At 36.6% G+C, this 18,719-nt stretch carries 14 protein-coding genes and 1 pseudogene; 4 read left to right on the top strand and 11 right to left on the bottom strand.

Annotated features, from left to right (window positions below; all coding sequences use genetic code 11):
- Window positions 1-8: 8 nt before the first annotated feature.
- Window positions 9-905, bottom strand: coding sequence for a tRNA pseudouridine(55) synthase TruB (gene truB, locus MOO47_RS06955; RefSeq protein WP_249512731.1), 897 nt, complete (start codon window positions 903-905; stop codon window positions 9-11).
- 257 nt (window positions 906-1,162) lie between these two features.
- Here truB and MOO47_RS06950 point away from each other — a divergent pair, with 257 nt between their 5' ends.
- The 4 genes from MOO47_RS06950 to MOO47_RS06935 all read left to right on the top strand — a co-directional run bounded on the left by MOO47_RS06950 (window position 1,163) and on the right by MOO47_RS06935 (window position 5,055).
- Window positions 1,163-1,558: a hypothetical protein gene (locus tag MOO47_RS06950; protein WP_249512730.1), complete on the top strand. Its 396-nt coding sequence runs from the start codon at window positions 1,163-1,165 to the stop codon at window positions 1,556-1,558.
- A 94-nt stretch (window positions 1,559-1,652) separates the two neighbouring features.
- Window positions 1,653-3,146, top strand: coding sequence for an ABC transporter substrate-binding protein/permease (locus MOO47_RS06945; protein WP_249512729.1), 1,494 nt, complete (start codon window positions 1,653-1,655; stop codon window positions 3,144-3,146).
- Window positions 3,139-3,891: an amino acid ABC transporter ATP-binding protein gene (locus MOO47_RS06940; protein WP_249512728.1), complete on the top strand. Its 753-nt coding sequence runs from the start codon at window positions 3,139-3,141 to the stop codon at window positions 3,889-3,891. The genes MOO47_RS06945 and MOO47_RS06940 overlap by 8 nt, the downstream gene beginning before the upstream one ends.
- A 9-nt stretch (window positions 3,892-3,900) precedes the next feature.
- Window positions 3,901-5,055 carry an ArgE/DapE family deacylase gene (locus tag MOO47_RS06935; RefSeq protein WP_249512727.1) on the top strand — a complete coding sequence of 385 codons (1,155 nt, stop codon included), beginning with the start codon at window positions 3,901-3,903 and terminating at the stop codon, window positions 5,053-5,055.
- Between the two features lie 41 nt (window positions 5,056-5,096).
- Here MOO47_RS06935 and rbfA read toward each other — a convergent pair whose 3' ends face one another.
- The 10 genes and pseudogenes from rbfA to MOO47_RS06885 form a co-directional block, all read right to left on the bottom strand.
- Window positions 5,097-5,450, bottom strand: coding sequence for a 30S ribosome-binding factor RbfA (gene rbfA / locus MOO47_RS06930; RefSeq protein ID WP_249512726.1), 354 nt, complete (start codon window positions 5,448-5,450; stop codon window positions 5,097-5,099).
- Between the two features lie 11 nt (window positions 5,451-5,461).
- Window positions 5,462-8,146, bottom strand: a complete 2,685-nt coding sequence (gene infB, locus MOO47_RS06925) for a translation initiation factor IF-2 (protein WP_249512725.1) — start codon at window positions 8,144-8,146, stop codon at window positions 5,462-5,464.
- A gap of 23 nt (window positions 8,147-8,169) precedes the next feature.
- Window positions 8,170-8,472, bottom strand: a complete 303-nt coding sequence (locus MOO47_RS06920) for a L7Ae/L30e/S12e/Gadd45 family ribosomal protein (RefSeq protein WP_249512724.1) — start codon at window positions 8,470-8,472, stop codon at window positions 8,170-8,172.
- Entirely contained in the window at window positions 8,469-8,777 is a 309-nt protein-coding gene (rnpM, locus tag MOO47_RS06915; RefSeq protein ID WP_317617088.1) for an RNase P modulator RnpM, read from the bottom strand. The genes MOO47_RS06920 and rnpM overlap by 4 nt, the downstream gene beginning before the upstream one ends.
- 60 nt (window positions 8,778-8,837) lie before the next feature.
- Window positions 8,838-9,887 (bottom strand): annotated as a pseudogene (nusA, locus tag MOO47_RS06910) (transcription termination factor NusA); the annotation flags it as partial.
- 17 nt (window positions 9,888-9,904) lie between these two features.
- On the bottom strand, window positions 9,905-10,378 hold the full coding sequence (rimP, locus tag MOO47_RS06905; RefSeq protein ID WP_249512722.1) for a ribosome maturation factor RimP: 474 nt from the start codon (window positions 10,376-10,378) through the stop codon (window positions 9,905-9,907).
- 181 nt (window positions 10,379-10,559) lie between these two features.
- Window positions 10,560-14,861, bottom strand: a complete 4,302-nt coding sequence (locus tag MOO47_RS06900; RefSeq protein ID WP_260523902.1) for a PolC-type DNA polymerase III — start codon at window positions 14,859-14,861, stop codon at window positions 10,560-10,562.
- A 19-nt stretch (window positions 14,862-14,880) separates the two neighbouring features.
- Window positions 14,881-16,587, bottom strand: a complete 1,707-nt coding sequence (locus MOO47_RS06895; RefSeq protein ID WP_249512721.1) for a proline--tRNA ligase — start codon at window positions 16,585-16,587, stop codon at window positions 14,881-14,883.
- 21 nt (window positions 16,588-16,608) lie between these two features.
- Window positions 16,609-17,877, bottom strand: coding sequence for an RIP metalloprotease RseP (rseP, locus tag MOO47_RS06890; protein ID WP_249512720.1), 1,269 nt, complete (start codon window positions 17,875-17,877; stop codon window positions 16,609-16,611).
- 17 nt (window positions 17,878-17,894) lie between these two features.
- Window positions 17,895-18,710: a phosphatidate cytidylyltransferase gene (locus MOO47_RS06885; protein WP_249512719.1), complete on the bottom strand. Its 816-nt coding sequence runs from the start codon at window positions 18,708-18,710 to the stop codon at window positions 17,895-17,897.
- Between the last annotated feature and the right edge of the window lie 9 nt (window positions 18,711-18,719).

The raw sequence follows: 18,719 nt of genomic DNA, 5'->3' as shown, positions 1-18,719 counted from the left end.
TCACAACCTCATAAATCATTTTTTAAAAGCATTAATTCTGGTTCATAAAAGTCTTGCTGGTGGCGATAAATGGCTTTGACAATTCCTTGATATCTTAAAATTATTTCCGATGCATTTTGTGCCAATTTTAATCGACCGCCATTTTGTACAACTTGCCACTGATTAACAGTCAAATCTACTGAAACTAATGGTTTTAACAAATTGGTTAATGAAATCAAAAAATCTGTTTGACCATGCGCAAACTGTGCTTGAATTTGCTCCAATGTAAAGGTCTGCGCCAGTGCAAAATGACTGCCTTTCGTGCGTGTAAGTTGCTTCATATGTGCTGGTACTTGCAGTAGTTGACCTAATTGCACTGCTAAAGTCCGAATATAAGTACCTTTGGAACACTCCACTTCAAAAGCTATAGTTTGTTGATGTAGCTGCTCGTCAAAAATAGTTGATTCCGTCTGCTTAAATTGATAAATTTCTACATCGCGAATAGGACGCTCCACACTTTGGCCTGCACGCGCATATTCATATAACTTTTTACCATTGATCTTCACAGCTGAAAACATGGGCGGCTGTTGCTTAATATTACCAGTTAATTCCAGCATAGCTGTTGAAATTTGTTGATCTGAATATGGTTTATCCACTGGTTTTTGCTTCACGACCTCACCAGTTGCGTCTTCGGTAGTCGTTTCTTGTCCCAACAAAATCTGACCTTGATAAACTTTGTGGGAAATCATTAAACGATTCACTAACTTGGTTGCTTGTCCAACACAAATTACTAATACACCATCTACTTCCGGGTCCAATGTGCCAGTATGCCCTATTTTTTTCTCGTGCAAAATTTTACGCAACTGATAAACACAATCTGCGCTGGTCACACCGCGTGGTTTATACAGGGGAATAATTCCATTCATGAATTTACCTTCAATCAATAAGTCATTGCTTAAAATTATAGCATATTTATTTTGCCAATAAGCTAATGAATAAAGCTATGCCAACAAAAAGCGGTACTAATAAAGAAAGATATCCTATAACTCCCCCTAAACGAATTAAGTAACATATTGTTGGTGATATTTAGTTAAATAGTAATAGTAAAATCTCAATATTACATTGCTATTTAATTATTTTTCTGCAATCATTAATAATAAACTTAATTGCTTAGAGGTTGATAATGAATAAATTATGGAAATTATTATTGATGCTAAATTTAGCAATGCTTTTAAGCGCTTGTGGTCACCATCGAAATACTCATCTAAAGAAAAATCCATCTAAAACTGAACACGTTCACTTTGCAAATTCTAATAAAAAATCAAGTCAACAGCATACTTCGACAATTCACTTAACTAATTCTACTGTAGCCGAAAGTTATTTACGCAGATACTTAGGGTTAGTTGACGATGCTGATGTGCGTTTTGAAAAGCAAAACAAAACTAGCTTTCATCCACAATATTACACTTTCAAACTAGTTTCAACATCTGAAAGTGAACAAGGTGCATCTGGTTATCTGGGCAGTTATCGCGTATCTGAGAATGGTAAAATCAATACTTTAAGTAACCGCAGTCAATAATATATATTTGTTGTTATGTAAAGTTAATCCATTAAAGCATTGCAATTTTTACTCCTTATTTTATAATGCAGTTATAAATAAGGAGGATCTATTAATGAATAAACAAAAATACTGGTTGCCAGTTTTAGGTATCTTTGTGGCACTTATAGGATGTATTACAATCAACACACCTATAAAAGCTGCAGATACTATACACGAAAATTATGTGCAAAAAATTAAAGCAAAAAAAGAACTAGTCATGGGAACTAGTCCAGACTTTCCCCCATATGAATTTGTGAAAAATATTCATGGCAAGTCAACCGTAGTTGGTTTAGATGTAGAAGTGGGGCAAGAAATTGCGTCTGATTTAGGCGTTAAATTAGTAGTTGAACGGATGGATTTTGATTCTTTATTAGTGGCACTGGAAACCGGCAAAGTTGATATGGTCATTTCTGGTATGAATAATACGCCACAACGGGCTAAAAGTGTGTCCTTTAGTAAGAATTATTATCAAAGTGGGCAGGATTTATTAATTCGGCAAGCAGATATACATAGGTATCACAATTACCGATCACTTTCAAATAGGACAATCGGCGCACAAACTGGCTCCATTCAATATTCACTAGTTAAACAACAAGCTAAAAAAGCTAAACTCAAAGGTATGGATAAAGACAATGACCTGATATTGGCATTACAAACACACAAAATTGATGCTTTGGCTGTTGACACTGCCACAGCAAAGGCCTTTATTCAAAACACCAATGGCTTAATCAGAATTCCTTCTGGCTTTAAAACATCTAGTGCAGGTTCAGCAGTGGCTTTCCCCAAAGGTGCTAACTCGCTAGTACAAGTTGCCAATCAATCCATCACCAAAATTCGCAAAAATGATTTAATCAACAAAGTTTATCTGCCTAAAGTTAGTAAATATATGACTAATCATAAATCAAAAAAAGACCGGCAAAAAGCTAATTCAATGTGGGCTTATAAAGACTTCTTTTTAGCTGGCATTGGCTATACGCTAATGATTTCTGCCCTTTCAGTTTGCTTGGGTTTATTACTAGGCATTTTTCTAAGCTTAATGCGCTTAAGTAAAAATAGCTGGGCAAAAAAAATAGCCGGCGCATATATCGAATTTGTGCGGGGAACACCTTTAATGGTGCAATTATTATTTATTTATTTTGGTTTAGGCATTGTAGTCAACATTCCCGCTTTGTTATCAGGTATCATCGCTGTTTCCTTAAACTCAGCAGCTTATGTGGCAGAAGTTATTCGCTCAGGCATTAATTCTATTAATGTGGGGCAAAAAGAAGCTGCACGCTCACTGGGAATGTCACGCCAATTGACAATGCGATATGTTATTTTCCCACAAGCCATACAAAATATCTGGCCAGCTTTAGGCAATGAATTTATTTCTCTCATTAAGGAAAGTTCCATCGTTTCTGTTATTGGTGTTAAAGATTTAATTTATCAATCACGACTTGTACAAGCGGACACTTATCGTGGTGTTATGCCTTTAGTAATCACAATGATTCTATATTTCATTATTACTTTTAGCTTATCACGTTCAATGAAATATTTTGAAAGGAAAATGGGTCATAGCAATGATTAATCAACAAACTCCATTATTAAGTACAGAAAAATTAACTAAAACTTTTGGACAAAATATCATTTTAAACCAGATTGATGCCCAAATTTATCAAGGACAAGTTATTTGTTTAATCGGTCCTTCCGGTGCAGGTAAGAGTACTTTTTTAAGATGTTTAAATTTATTAGATAAACCCACTTCTGGATCAGTTTTTTTTAAAGAGCAAGATTTGACCACGTTATCCGATAAGCAATTAGATGATTTACGCCAAAAAATGGGCATGGTATTTCAACAATTTAATCTATTTCCTAATATGACTGTTTTAGACAACTTAACATTAGCCCCCCTCAAGGTTAAACAATTATCTGAGCCACAAATGATTGCTAAAGCACAATCTCTTTTGCATCAGGTGGGTTTAAGTGCTAAAAAAGAAGCTTTTCCTGCTAATCTATCTGGTGGGCAACAACAAAGAGTGGCTATTGCCAGAGCCCTAATGATGGATCCCCAAGTTCTTTTATTCGACGAACCTACTTCGGCTTTAGATCCAGAAATGGTAGGTGAGGTTTTAAAAGTTATGCAAGATTTAGCTCAAAAAGGCATGACTATGATTGTTGTGACGCACGAGATGGGATTTGCACGCAATGTAGCGGACCAAATTTGGTTCATGGCAAAGGGCAAAATTCAAGAAATGACACCGCCAGAGCAATTTTTCCAGCAACCTCAAACTGTTCGCGCCCAAGAATTTTTGACCAAAATTTTAGCATCATAGAGGTGAATAATGGAACCAAAGCAAGCTTTAAAGATTTTGACAGATTTAATTAGCATTGAGACAGTGGATCAAAATGAAAGCCAAGTAGCTGATTATCTGACACATTTATTTGTCCCCTTTGCCGATCGAGCTCAGCTAAAGCGTATTTCTTTTGCTCCTGGACGTGACAATTTATTGATAACTGTGGGCACACAAGGACCTATTCTAGGATTTAGCGGACACGAAGATGTAGTAGCAGCTGATAAAGATCAATGGCAAACAGATCCTTTTGTAGGTACGATGCGCGATGATAGAATTTATGGTCGTGGCGCTAGTGATATGAAATCTGGTTTAGCAGCAATGGTAGTTGCCATGTTAGATTTATTGGCAAGCAACCAGCCACTACCAGGGCGTATTCGCCTATTAGCAACTATTGGCGAAGAAACTGGCGAATATGGTGCCAATCAGGTGGTACAACAAGGTTTAGTCGATGATTTAGCCGGCATTGTAATTGGAGAACCTTCCAATTTGCAATTGGAAGTCACTCACAAGGGCGTTATTGATTATTGTGTGACTTCAGTCGGTCTAGCATCGCATGCTTCAAAACCTGAGGCTGGGCAAAATGCTATTTGGCCATTAATTTTATTTGCACAAAAAGTACATGATTATTTTGAACAAGCCACTATTTCAGATCCAAAATTAGGTCAAATGACGCATGTTTTAAGTCAGATTAATGGTGGTGAACAAATTAATTCAGTTCCTGCCAAAGCCCAATTAACAGGCAATATTCGTACCATACCAGCTTATTCACATAAGCAAATTTATCAATTTCTGGATAATGCTATTGAGCAAATTAATCAAGCTGATGATGCACAGTTAACAATCGAATATCGCTATCCAGAGCCACCATTACCTGATCAATCACATAATAAATTAGTACTTGTGGCACAAGGCGTCTTACAAAATAAATTACACTTACCTGGAGAAATAATTGCTGGCACTGGTGCAACGGAAGCTTGTGAATATGTTAAAGTACCTAACATGCCTATTCTAGTCTGTGGGCCGGGTGAAGGCATTAGCGATCATCAGGATAATGAATGGGTTAGTATCAAAAATTATCTATTAGGTTGTCAATTTTATGAAGAATTAGCTTGGCAATTTTGGAAAGATCAATTAGCAAAATAAAAAAGCTTGTTGTCGATAAAAATATCAACAACAAGCTTTTTTTAATCATTTTCTTTTTCATGCAATTGGCGGATCAATTGATCGATATGCTCGCCATAGCGGATGGAATCATCTTGCTTAAAGAATAGCTCAGGTGTTTTATAAATAGTTAAACGTTGACCCAACTCACGGCGAATCAATCCTTTAGCTTTATTTAAACCTGCCAATGCCTTACTGGCAGAACTAGCAGTATCTGATAAAATGCTAAAATAGATGGTCGCTTGTTGCAAATCACCAGTCACATCTACACCAGTAATCGTTACCCCACTAACGCGTGGATCCCGCACACGTTTTAACAAAATATCATTTACTTCACGTTGAATTTCTTGCTCTACTCGACCGATACGATATTTCATCGGGCACCTCCTTACTTAACTGGTACCTCTTGCATTACATAAACTTCGATTTGATCATCAACTTTAATATCATTGTAATCAGTAATCATAATACCACATTCAAAGCCCTGTTTAACTTCTTTAACATCATCTTTAAAGCGCTTCAAAGATGCCAATTGACCTTCATAAATTACAATGCCATCACGAACTAAACGGACGCTACTATCACGTTGTACAAAGCCACTGTCAACAATACATCCAGCAATTGTACCTAATTTAGAAACCTTATAAGTTTCTCTAACTGTCAAATTACCAATAATTTTTTCTTCGTAAACTGGCTCTAACATACCCTTCATAGCTGATTCAATTTCATCAATAGCATTGTAAATCACATTATGCAAACGAATATCAACATGCTCTTCATCAGCTTGAATTTTAGCTTGGTTAGTTGGACGAACATTAAAGCCAATAATAATCGCATTACTTGCTGAAGCTAAAGTAACGTCACTTTCATTAATGGCACCAACAGCAGCATGAATAATATTCACACGAACGCCTTCTACATCAATCTTCTCTAAACTATTCCGTAAAGCTTCAACAGAACCTTGTACATCACCTTTAATAACGACATCAACTTTTTTCATATCATTTTGTTTCATCGTATCAAACAGATTATCCAAAGTAACGGCATTAGTACGTTTACGTTCTTCAATTTGTGCTCGTTTAGCACGCTCTTCACCGGCAGCACGTGCTGTTTTCTCATCAGCAAACACTACAAAACGATCAGCTGATTGGGGAACTTCATTCAAACCAGTAATCATCACTGGTTGGGAAGGATAAGCGACATCAATTTGCTGACCACGATCATTAGTCATCACCCGCACGCGCCCAAAAGTATTACCAACCACAATTGGATCACCTTTGTGCAAAGTACCTTGTTGAATTAATAAACTAGCAACTGGTCCACGACCTTTATCCAAACGTGCCTCAATGACAGTTCCAATAGCTTTCTGCTTAGGATTAGCTTGTAATTCCAAAACATCAGCCTCTAACAAGATCATTTGTAATAAATCATCAATCCCTGTACCTTCTTTAGCGGAGATGTTCGCAAAAATGGTTTCACCACCATATTCTTCAGGAATTAATCCATAATTCATTAATTCTTCAGTAACATGCTGTGGATTAGCATCTGGTTTATCCATTTTGTTAATTGCTACAATAATCGGATCACCAGCAGCTTTAGCATGGTTAATCGCCTCAATAGTCTGTGGCATAACACCATCATCAGCCGCAACAACCAAAATAACAATATCCGTGATATCTGCACCGCGGGCACGCATATTGGAAAAGGCTGCGTGTCCAGGAGTATCTAAAAAGGTGATTAGCCGATCATTTAATTCTACTTGGTAAGCACCAATATGCTGTGTAATACCACCAGCTTCACCAGCAGTTACATGGCTATGACGCAAATTATCCAATAACGTCGTCTTACCATGGTCAACATGACCCATGATCGTGACAACAGGTGGGCGCCCTGTCAAATTATCGGTATTATTAACTTCATCTTCAAAGAAAGTATCAATATCAGCAATATCTTCTTCAACTTTTTGCCGTGTTTCTAAACCGAAATCGGCTGCTAATAACTCAATAGTATCCTGGTCTAACGATTGATTTTGGTTAACCATTATTCCCAGCATAAATAATTTTTTAACAATTTCTGCCGGTTCACGGTGCAAAATTTTACCCAAATCTTGTGCATTCATACCTACTGCATATTCCAAAACTTCTGGCAATGGACGTTCTTTACGCTTAGGCATTTCTTTTTTCGGTTGGTTAGCTTGTTGTTTACGCAATTTACGCTTATTTTTATGCTTAGGACGATTACGATAATCAATATGCTCATTTTTACGTCGATTATTAGTAAATTGCGGACGTTGCTTATCATCTGCCTTTTTCTCAGTTGGTTGAACCATAGCTGTTGGCTTCACAGTTGCCACAGGTTTAGCAGTTCTATTAACTGGATGATTAGTAGTTTTAGCAGTATTATGCGTAGCATTATTATTTTGTGGGCGTGAACTATTGGGACGCACATTATGATTATTATTGCGTTGCGAGTTTTGTGGACGGGCATTTTTGTTATTATTCGTGCGCTTTTGAGTACGATTGTTATCAATCTGCTCAGCAGAAGCTTGCACACTTTGTTTATATTGTGCTAAATGCTTACGACCAGCACTAGCGCGATTCATCATCGTAGAACGGTGATCACTGTTCAAATTACGATTACGATTATTGGAATTGCGATCGTTACGTCGATTGTTATTATTATTCCGACGTTGCTCATTTGGCTTAGTATTATTGTTCTGCGTCGAAGTCCGATTGTTTTGGGATTTATTATTAGCAGATTTTGTATTATTCGTTTTATCAGCAGACTGTGCATTGGCAGTACTACTTGGTTTAATGGAATGACGGATAGCTGTCACTTTGATTTTTGTTTTTCCTTTATTGCTATTAGATTCATCAGTTTGATGTGTTGCTACTTGAGTATTATTAGACTTATTAGCTTGTTGCACTAATTTTGTTACATCACTAATTTGTTGCTCGGTTAAAACAGCCATATGTGATGAAACGTCTATTTTGTGCTTACGAGCCAAATCTACTAGATCTTTACTTGAAACAGACAATTCTTTTGCTAATTCATAAACTCGTTTCTTGCCCATAAATTCACGCTCCTATTATTTAATTAATCATTTATTAACTCCCGAAATCTCTGCGCAAATCCAATATCCATAATGGCAATTGATTTAGTTGAGCGACCAATCGCAGAACTTAATTGTATTTGTGAAAAATAGTCCGTATATGCTATTTGCTGACGCTCCAAAGCCAATAAAAAATCTTTTTGTGCCACATTGCCAGTATCGCTAGCTATAAAAACGAATTTGGCATGCTGCTTTTTAATTGCCTTCAAAACCAATTCTTGCCCAGAAATAATTTGATTTGCTCGTTGTGCAATACCTAAGAAATTTAATATTTTTTGCTCATTCAATGTTTCTTACCTAATTCACCAAATAAATCCAAACGGGCTTTTTGATGCTCAACATACTTATAAAGTTCTTCATAAAACTCATCGGATAGTTCACATTGAAATATTTTATCTAAAGTATGTTTTTTTGCTGCCACCTGCACAGCTTTTGGATCCAAGCCTACATAAGCGCCGCGACCAGGCTTTTTGCCAGTTTCATCTAATGAAACTTCACCTTCTTTGTTGCGAACGATTCTAACCAGTAACCTTTTTGGTGCCATTTCATTAGTCAAAACATCTTTGCGCATTGGTACTTTTCTTGGTTTCACCAAATCACCACCCTAAAAAGTTATCGTTTAAAGATCTTCTTCATCAACTTCTGCACCAGTTTCATCAACAAATTCTACTTCAGATTCCGGCTTAATATCAATTTTAAATCCAGTTAAATGAGCTGCTAACTTGGCATTTTGCCCGCGCTTACCAATTGCCAAAGACAAATGATAATCTGGCACAATCACAATACAAGATTTAGGATTATCTTCTTGATCAAATTGTACCGCAATCACGTCTGCCGGATTTAGCGCGTTAGCAATATAATCTGAAGGATTTTCTTCCCACTTAACGACGTCAACATTTTCACCATTTAATTCATCAACAACCGCTTGGACACGTTGACCACGCGTTCCTACAGTCGTCCCAACTGGATCGATATTAGCATCATCAGAACGTACCGCAATTTTTGTACGGTCACCAGCTTCACGAGCGATTGAAACAATTTCTACAGTGCCATCATAAATCTCTGGAACTTCTTGTTCAAATAAACGCCGAATGATGCCGGTATCAGTACGCGAAACATAAATTTGCGGACCTTTAGTAGTATTTTCCACTTTGGAAACATAAACTTTTATTCGATCTTGTGGTTGATAAGATTCACTAGAAATCTGATCAGAACGTCCCATAACTGCTTCAACACGCCCCAAATCAACATATACAAAACGATTATCACGTTGTTGCACTACTCCTTGGATAATTTCGCCTTGATATTGATTATATTCATTATAGATACTTGTCCGTTCTGCTTCACGAACTCGTTGCATCACTACTTGTTTAGCAGTTTGGGCTGCAATACGCCCAAAATTGCTAGGCGTCACTTCTTTATTAACATGATCACCTAGTTCATAACCCTTATTAATAGCTAAGGCGTCATCTAAAGATATTTCTAAACGTTCATCAGCAACTTCTTCAACAACTTTACGCACCATGTATACATGAAAAGCACCCTTTTTAGCATCAAAATCAACTTCCACATTAGGGGCTTGATTATAATTGCGTTTATAAGCTGATTCTAAAGCTGATTCCATCGCTTCAATAATTAAATCCTTAGAAATACCTTTTTCTTCTTCCAAAGCATCTAACGCGCCAATTAATTCTTTACTCATCGTAATATCCCCTCACTTTAAAATTCAATTGCCAAGCGCATTGAAGCAATACTTTTTCGAGCAATTGTTATTTGCTGCTTATGTGTTTTAACTTTAATTTCTAAAATTAATTCCTGTGCATTGTAATCAACAAGTGTTCCTTCAAAAACTTTTTGTCCATTTAACTTTTGATAAAGGCTAACATGAATAAATTGTTCTTTAGCTAATTGTAAATCACGTTCCGTTTTAATAGGGCGTTCCGCACCTGGTGAGGAAACCTCCAAGAAATAAGCATGCGGAATCAAGTCCGGATCTTGCTCATCTAAAACGTCACTTAATTCTTGATTGACTAAAGAACATTCTTCAATGTCAATCCCCGCTGGCTTATCAATATAAAGTCGCAAATACCAACTATTGCCTTCTTTGACGTATTCAATCTCTACTAAATAAAAACCATACTTACTTAAAATAGGATTAACCATCTGTTCAATACTTTCCGTAACTGAAGCCAAGCCAACACCCCTTTGATTAAAATAACTTATCTACTCATACCACATTGTTAATCTGCAATAAAAAGAGTGAGCATTCCTGCTCACTCGTCATGTGAAATCAACTTAGATACAGTATATAGCTAATCTAACAACAATTCAAGAAATTAACTGCAAAAAGCACAAAATACTGTTAAATACACAATTAAAATAAGGATAACTGGTTTTCGTCAGGTAAATCATCTAAAACATGGTTAGTCGTTAAATATTCAATAATTGACTGCGACACTTTTCCACGCTTGGAAAGATCCTCCTTTGATAAAAAAGGTTGTTCTTCGCGAGCAGCTACAATTTGTTTAGCCACATTAGTACCTAAACTTGGCACCGCAACAAATGGCGCTAACAAAGTATGTTCATCAATAATTTTAAAATTCAACGAGTCTGATTTTTCAATATCCACCATTTGAATTGCTATTCCCCGCTCTAAACATTCATTAGCAATTTCTAAAACAGTCAGAGTACTTTTATCTTTTTGACTAGCATCATTGCCTTGACTATTAATTGCTTTCATTGCCTCTTTAACCGCCGTTTTACCACTAGCCATCGCTTTTAGATCATAAGTGTCAGCACGCACGGATAAATAAGCACAATAATAAATAATTGGAAAATGAACTTTAAAATAGGCAATTCGCAAAGCCATCATGATGTAAGCTGTTGCATGAGCTTTAGGGAACATATACTTAATTTTTAAACATGATTCAATATACCAATCAGGAATATCTTTATGCGCCCGCATTTGCTCTTGCCAATCATCAGGAATTCCTTTCCCCTTACGGACATGTTCCATAATCTGAAACGCTAATTGCGGCTCCATCCCCCAATGAATTAAGTCCATCATAATATTATCCCGACACCCAATCACATCTTTTAAAGTTACAATACCTTGCTGAATATATTCTTCCGCATTACCTAACCAAACATCAGTACCATGAGAAAGGCCAGAAATTTGCAATAATTCTGAAAAAGTTGTTGGGTGGGTTTCTTCCAACATTCCTCGTACAAAACGCGTCCCAAATTCTGGTACACCTAAAGTACCCATTTTAGAGTCAATTTGCTCAGGTGTAACACCTAAAGATTCTGTGCCCGAAAATAGTGCCATAACTCCTGGATCATCAGTTGGAATAGTTTGTGGATCAATGCCAGATAAATCTTGCAACATCCGAATCATAGTCGGATCATCATGTCCTAAAATATCAAGTTTTAAAATATTATCATGGATAGAATGAAAATCAAAATGAGTCGTTTTCCAAGCTGCACTTTGATCATCAGCCGGATATTGGATCGGTGTAAAATCATAAATATCCATATAATCAGGCACTACAATAATACCCGCCGGATGCTGTCCAGTAGTGCGCTTAACACCAGTTGCACCACTTGCTAAGCGATCTTTTTCTGCACCACGAAATTTTTGATCTGTTAGTTCTTCAAAGTTACTTACGTAACCATATGCGGTACGATCAGCCACTGTACCAATCGTACCTGCACGAAATACATGATCTTCCCCAAACAATACTTTTGTATAATTGTGCGCAATTGGTTGATAATCGCCAGAAAAGTTTAAATCAATATCTGGCACCTTATCTCCTTTAAAGCCTAAAAAAGTTTCAAAAGGAATATCATGACCATCTTTGCTTAAATCACTGCCACATTGCGGGCATTGCTTATCTGGCAAATCAAAACCAGAACCCACTTCACCATTAGTAAAAAACTGGGAATAATGACATTTTGAACAACGATAATGTGGTGGCAACGGGTTAACCTCAGTAATCCCAGTCATTGTCGCCACCAGACTTGAACCAACTGATCCCCGCGAGCCAACTAAATAACCATCTTTGTTACTTTTATGCACCAAACGTTGTGAAATTAAATAAATCACTGAAAATCCATTACCAATAATACTTTTCAATTCTTTGTCTAAACGTTGTGCCACAATCTCCGGTAACGGATCGCCATATAAAGTTTTCGCTTGAGTATAAGTTAAATCTTGAATTTCTTGTTCTGCTCCCGGCATTTTGGGTGTATACAATTTATCCTTAACCGGTACAATCTCATCAATCATCTCTGCCACTTTACGGGGATTATCGACCACCACTTCATGCGCTTTTTCAGCACCTAGCCATGCAAAATCTTGTAGCATCTCATCGGTAGTCTTAAAATCAGCCAAAGGTAATTGCTGACGTGCCAAAGGATTACTTTTAACAGCTTTCACAATAATCTCGCGATAAATAGCATCTTTAGGATCCAAGTAATGTACATCACCACTAGCCACCACTGGCTTATCTAATTCCCCCCCTAGTTTAACAATATTAGCCAAAATATCTTCTAGTGCTTTTTGATCATTGATTAAGCCAGAATCTAACAATGGTTGATAAATAGCATGTGGCATAACTTCTAAATAATCATAAAATTGAGCTTTCTGGTAGGCATCATCATAACCTTTTTGCATCATCGTCGTAAATACTTCACCTGAACTACAAGCTGAACCTACTAAAATACCCGTACGATATTCATTCAATAGTCGGCGGGGCACTCTTGGAGTTCGAAAATAATATTCTGTCATAGAACTAGAAATTATCTTGAACAAATTTTTTAAGCCATCCTGGGTTTGTGCTAACAAAATAGCATGATACGGACGAGCCTGCTTATAAGCTTCCTTGCCACCCAAATGATCATTTAGCTGTAAAACATTCAAAGTTTGAAATTGATCTTGCATTTCTTTCAACAGAGTATACATCAAACAGCCTGTCGTCAGCGCATCCGAATTAGCTCGATGGTGATGTTCCAATTTGATATTGTAACGCTTAGCTAAACTATCTAATTTATGATTACGATATTCAGAATGCAACGTACGAGACATTTCTAACGTATCGATTACAGGAACTGCGACAGGATCATAACCACTTCGTCGTCGCGCAGCATTCAAAAAACCAATATCAAAAGTTACATTATGTCCGACTAGAATTGCGTCGCCCATAAATTGAGCAAATTTATCCATGGCTTCTTGTTCTGTGTTACTGTTATGCACCATTTCATCGGTAATAGAAGTTAAATTAATCGTTGTCGCAGACAGTGGTTTGCCAGGATCAATAAATTCATCAAATTCTGCCAGCACTTTACCGTTACACATCTTAACCGCTGCTAATTCAATAATCGAATCATAAACCGCCGATAAACCTGTTGTTTCTACATCAAAAATAACATATTCTGCAGTTTCTAAAACTTCATCGCGCAAGTTATAGGCAATCGATTCACCTTCATCAACCAAATTAGCTTCAATCCCGTAAATTATTTTCACGCCATATTTTTGCCCAGCGCTATAAGCATCAGGAAAAGATTGTGCGGTCGAATGATCAGTAATCGCAATAGCTTCGTGTCCCCAATCAGCAGCTCGTTTGACCAGATCAGTCGTTGAACTAACTGCATCCATTTGACTCATATTAGTATGAACATGTAGCTCAATTCTTTTATCTGTTGCTTGATCCTGGCGACCTAATTTCTGAATCAACATAATGTCGTAAGCATTAATCGTCAATTCACGCGAATAGTTATCCTCTTGTACAGAACCACGCACTTTTGCCCAATGACCTCGGGTAAAAGCTGCAAAAACATCATCTGATTCACCATTTTTAGAAAATTTCTTTACAACAAAAGATGAAGTATAATCTGTCATCTCCAAAATTAGTAATTGCCGCCCTGAACGTAAATTACGCACTTCACTACTAAAAATATAACCCTCTACAACTACAGATTGTTGCTCTTCTGAAATTTCCGCCATGGAGACCAGCGGCGCATCATTAGCTATTTTCTTACCTAAAACGTGGTGCGCTATTTCATTAAAAGTATTTTGCTTAGCTTTTTTACTGGAAGCAGCTACACTAATGGCTTGTTGTTGTTTGACTTGTTGCTTACGTAAATCTTCAATCTGAGCTTGCGTTTGTGAATTATCAATTAATAACTTGATTTTGAATTTGGGAAAACCCACATCAGCATAAACTTGCTCAATTAACGCTAAATATTGTTGTGACAAATATTGTTTTAAAACATCATTATCTACGGCTAATAAAACACGCCCGTTTTGTAATACTGGACCTTTTTGTAAAGCTAGTTCTTTCATAATAGAAGAATTGGGTGAAATTTGTTGGACCACGTATTCCCAATAAGAAGTTAATAATTGTTGGTCAAATTGTTGGTCAGAAGTCTTGATCAATAAATCAATTTTCTTAACGCCCTGAAAACCAGCCTCAAGATATTTTTTAAACAATTTAAAAGTTGTCAATGGGAGAATTTGTGCAAATTCGAAAATAAAAGTCCATCGCTGAGATTCAGTATGGACTTCTACTTTTCGTATACGTGCTGTTTGAAACAACACTTGCTGACGCAAATCCATTGGCAATTCAATTTGCTCTAGTAAAGTTTGAAATAATTCACGTGGATCAGAATTTGCCAAAAAATCACCTCAAATAATTCTAATCGTTATTTTGTAATAAGATTTTAATTGTATCTTCCACATCATCCACAGCTACTTCAATTGATTCAGCTTGCTGGCGCAATTTAATTTCAACGATATTGTCGCTAGCCTTTTTACCAACTGTAATACGGACTGGGATACCTAACAAATCTGATTCTGCAAATTTTACACCTGGTCGCTCTTTGCGATCATCATATAAAACTGATAAACCCTCATCATTCAAAGTCGTTTCTAATTGTTCAGCTAAAGCAACTTGAGCTTCATCTTTAGTATTAACTGCCACAACGTGAACTTGATATGGGGCTAAATCCCATGACCAAATCATCCCTGCTTCGTCATGATTTTGCTCCACAATAGCTGACAATAAACGGCTAACTCCAATGCCATAACTTCCCATAATAATCGGTTTTTGTTTACCATTTTCATCCAAGAAATTAGCATGCATACTTTCAGAATATTTTGTACCCAACTTAAAAATATGCCCAATCTCAATTCCTCGCGTAAATTGTAACACACCTTTGTTATCTGGTGACAATTCGCCCTCTTTAACTAGGCGAATATCCGTATATTCCTCAGGTTGATAATCACGGGAAGCATTAACATTTTTAAGTTGCATATTTTCAACATTGGAACCGCAAGCAGCATTAGCTAAATTATCAATTGACAAATCTGCTATCAAACGAACATCACTGGGCAAATTAACCGGACCAACAAAACCAATAACACTTTGAAAGTTTTGAATAACTTCATCATCAGTCGCCAAGCGTAAATCTACAGCATGTAAATGGTTTTTTAATTTAACATCATTAACTTCAAAATCACCCCGAATAATAACTAGAACAGGTTGACCATCAGCTATATAAGCGACACTTTTAATAGTTTGCTGTAAATTAATATCTAACAAAGCAGCTAAATCCGTCATCGTTTGACCATGATCAGTAGAAACTTCTTCTAATGGTTTTGGTGCTTGGTCAGGATTAGGCGCAATAATACTAGTTGCCATTTCTAAATTAGCTGCATAATCACTAACATCAGAGTATACAATCGTATCTTCACCCACCGGCGCAATTGCAGAAAATTCTTTGGAACCACTTCCCCCCATATCACCGTTATCACCTAAAATAGTACGATATTCTAAATGACACCGATCATAAATATTGCGATAAGCTTGTTCCATTTGATCAAAAATAACATCTAAATCTTCTTTATTGGCCGTAAAAGAATAAGCATCTTTCATAATGAATTCACGTCCACGTAACAAACCATAGCGTGGTCGATCCTCATCACGATATTTAGTTTGAATTTGGTACAACACTTTAGGCATTTTTTTGTAAGAATTCAATACATTCCTGACCAAAAAAGTCATTGTTTCTTCATGAGTTGGACCCAAAATAAAGTCCCGTTCATGCCGATCCTGTAATTTAAATAGATTAGCGCCATAAGTATCATAACGGCCACTCTCCTGCCACAATTCGGCTGGCAACAAACCCGGTAACAAAATTTCTGCAGCATCAATTTTGGCCATTTCTTCACGAATAATCTTTTCAATATTTTGTAAAACTCGATAAGCTAACGGCAAGTAAGCGTAATTACCAGCAGAAATCTGGCTAATGTATCCCGCACGTAACATTAACTGATGACTAATTGCTTCAGCACCATTAGGTGTCTCCTTTAAAGTTGGTATTAAAACCCGTGATTGTCGCATACTCTCACCCTCCAAATAACGTTATTTAATGAAAAAGCGCGTAATATCGTTCCATGTTACCGCCACCATCAAAATAACTAACAAACCAACACCAATTAAATTAACTACTATTTCAGTTTTTTGTGAAACCGGTTTACGTCTTATTCCCTCAATGATGTTTAACAAAACTTTACCGCCATCTAAAGCAGGAATTGGCAACATATTCATAATACCCAAATTAATAGATAACCAAGCAACAAACAGTACAACTTGTTTCCAACCCATTGCTGCTACTTGACTAGTTTCTGAATAGATAGCCACTGGACCACCAAGTTGATTAATATTAAAGCCACCAGTTACCATATTTTTCAAAGCATTAACTATTGTCGCAACTGCTGCAAAAGCTGACTGAAAACCATACTGCAAAGTCGCGCCAAAATCATGATTACGCGCTTGAGTAATACCGATTTGACCAATTTTTTGTTTATTTTCTGCCACCGATTTTGGCGTAATCACCACTGATCGCGACTGCCCTTTGGTATTTTTAACAACCAAATTTGTCTTTTGATTAGGTCGTTTTTGAATTTCTGTAACTAATTGATCCCAATTGTCAATTTTATGATGACCTACTTGAACAATTTGATCACCAGATTGCAAATGTGCATGTTCAGCAGGCGAATTAGCTTGAATAGTGCCAAGTTGGCTAGTGCTAACTGGCGCACCACCCAATAAAAAGGCACTAAATATATAAACCAAGATCCCAAAAACAATATTATTAAAAGGTCCCGCTAAATTAGTTACCAAACGATTTTTCAAACTGGCCGAATTAAACTGCACATCAATCGGTGCAATTTGCATTGGCGCACCAGTTTCGTCAATTATGATCGCATCATGGTTAACAGCAAAGCGTTTCACAGTTTGATCATCGCCAGCTTCATAGCCTTCAATGAACAAATCTTTTTGCAGATCACTTTGAATTACTTGTAGTGGCACCAAATCATTATTAGTATTTTGAGAATTATCAATTTCGACCACTTCATTTTGATCATTTATTTTTAACCCAACTACTGTACCAGGTTTTAATTCGTCATCATCATCTTCAGCACCTGCCATCATCACATAACCACCTAAAGGCAATAAACGAATTACATATAAAGTATGATTGCGTGTGTAAGAAACCAATTTAGGACCCATGCCAATTGAAAATTGCCGCACTAAAATTCCCGAACGTTTTGCAACAAAATAATGCCCAAATTCATGAACTAAAACGATTAGCCCAAAAACAATAATAAATGTAATAATTGCTAACAAATAATTCCCCCTCTAGGCTAAATAAACCCTAATGCATGAATTAATGGCAACACAAACAACATACTGTCAAAGCGATCTAAAATGCCGCCATGTCCAGGTAAAATTTTCCCCGAATCTTTCACATTGTAAAAACGCTTGTATGCTGACTCAACTAGATCTCCAATTTGTCCGACAACGGATAATAAAAAAGCTATTCCGATAACCAACCAAATATTATGCGGTAACGTTGATAAATTGCTGGCTTGTTGGAATACAATAACGTAAAGCCAGGCAAAAATCATTGCACAAACAATACCACCAATAGAACCTTCCCAAGTCTTATTCGGACTAATTGCTGGATATAGCTTATGCTTACCAAATTGACGACCGACTAAATATGCGCCACTATCTGTTACCCAAACAATGATCATGCCAAATAGTAACAAAGATAGCCCTCCGTTATCAGCATTACGGATTGCAGCTAAATAATGAAAACCATTACCAATGTAAAACATTGATAATATAGTGGTTCCAGCATCCTCAAAATTATAATTATTCTTTGTAAAGACCATCAAGATCAATAGTAATACTACAAAAACATAGGCTAAATCAAAACGTGAAAAATCTGCCGGTAACCAAGTTAAAGCCTTTTCAGGCAACGAAAGTAATAAAACCCCAATTGCACCAATAAAAAAATCTAAAGATACAATGATCCTTTTACGCATAATGTAGATTTCTGATAAGCCAATAACTGCCAATACAGAAGCAGCTAAATCAATCCAAAAGCCACCAACGATTAAAATTGGAATAAAAATCAATAAAGCGACAATAGCCGTAATAACTCTTGTTTTCAAAAAATAATC

It is taken from the genome of Bombilactobacillus thymidiniphilus, from assembly GCF_023380245.1.
GTDB classification, from domain to species: Bacteria; Bacillota; Bacilli; order Lactobacillales; family Lactobacillaceae; genus Bombilactobacillus; species Bombilactobacillus thymidiniphilus.
This window is presented reverse-complemented; position numbering and strand designations above follow the sequence as displayed.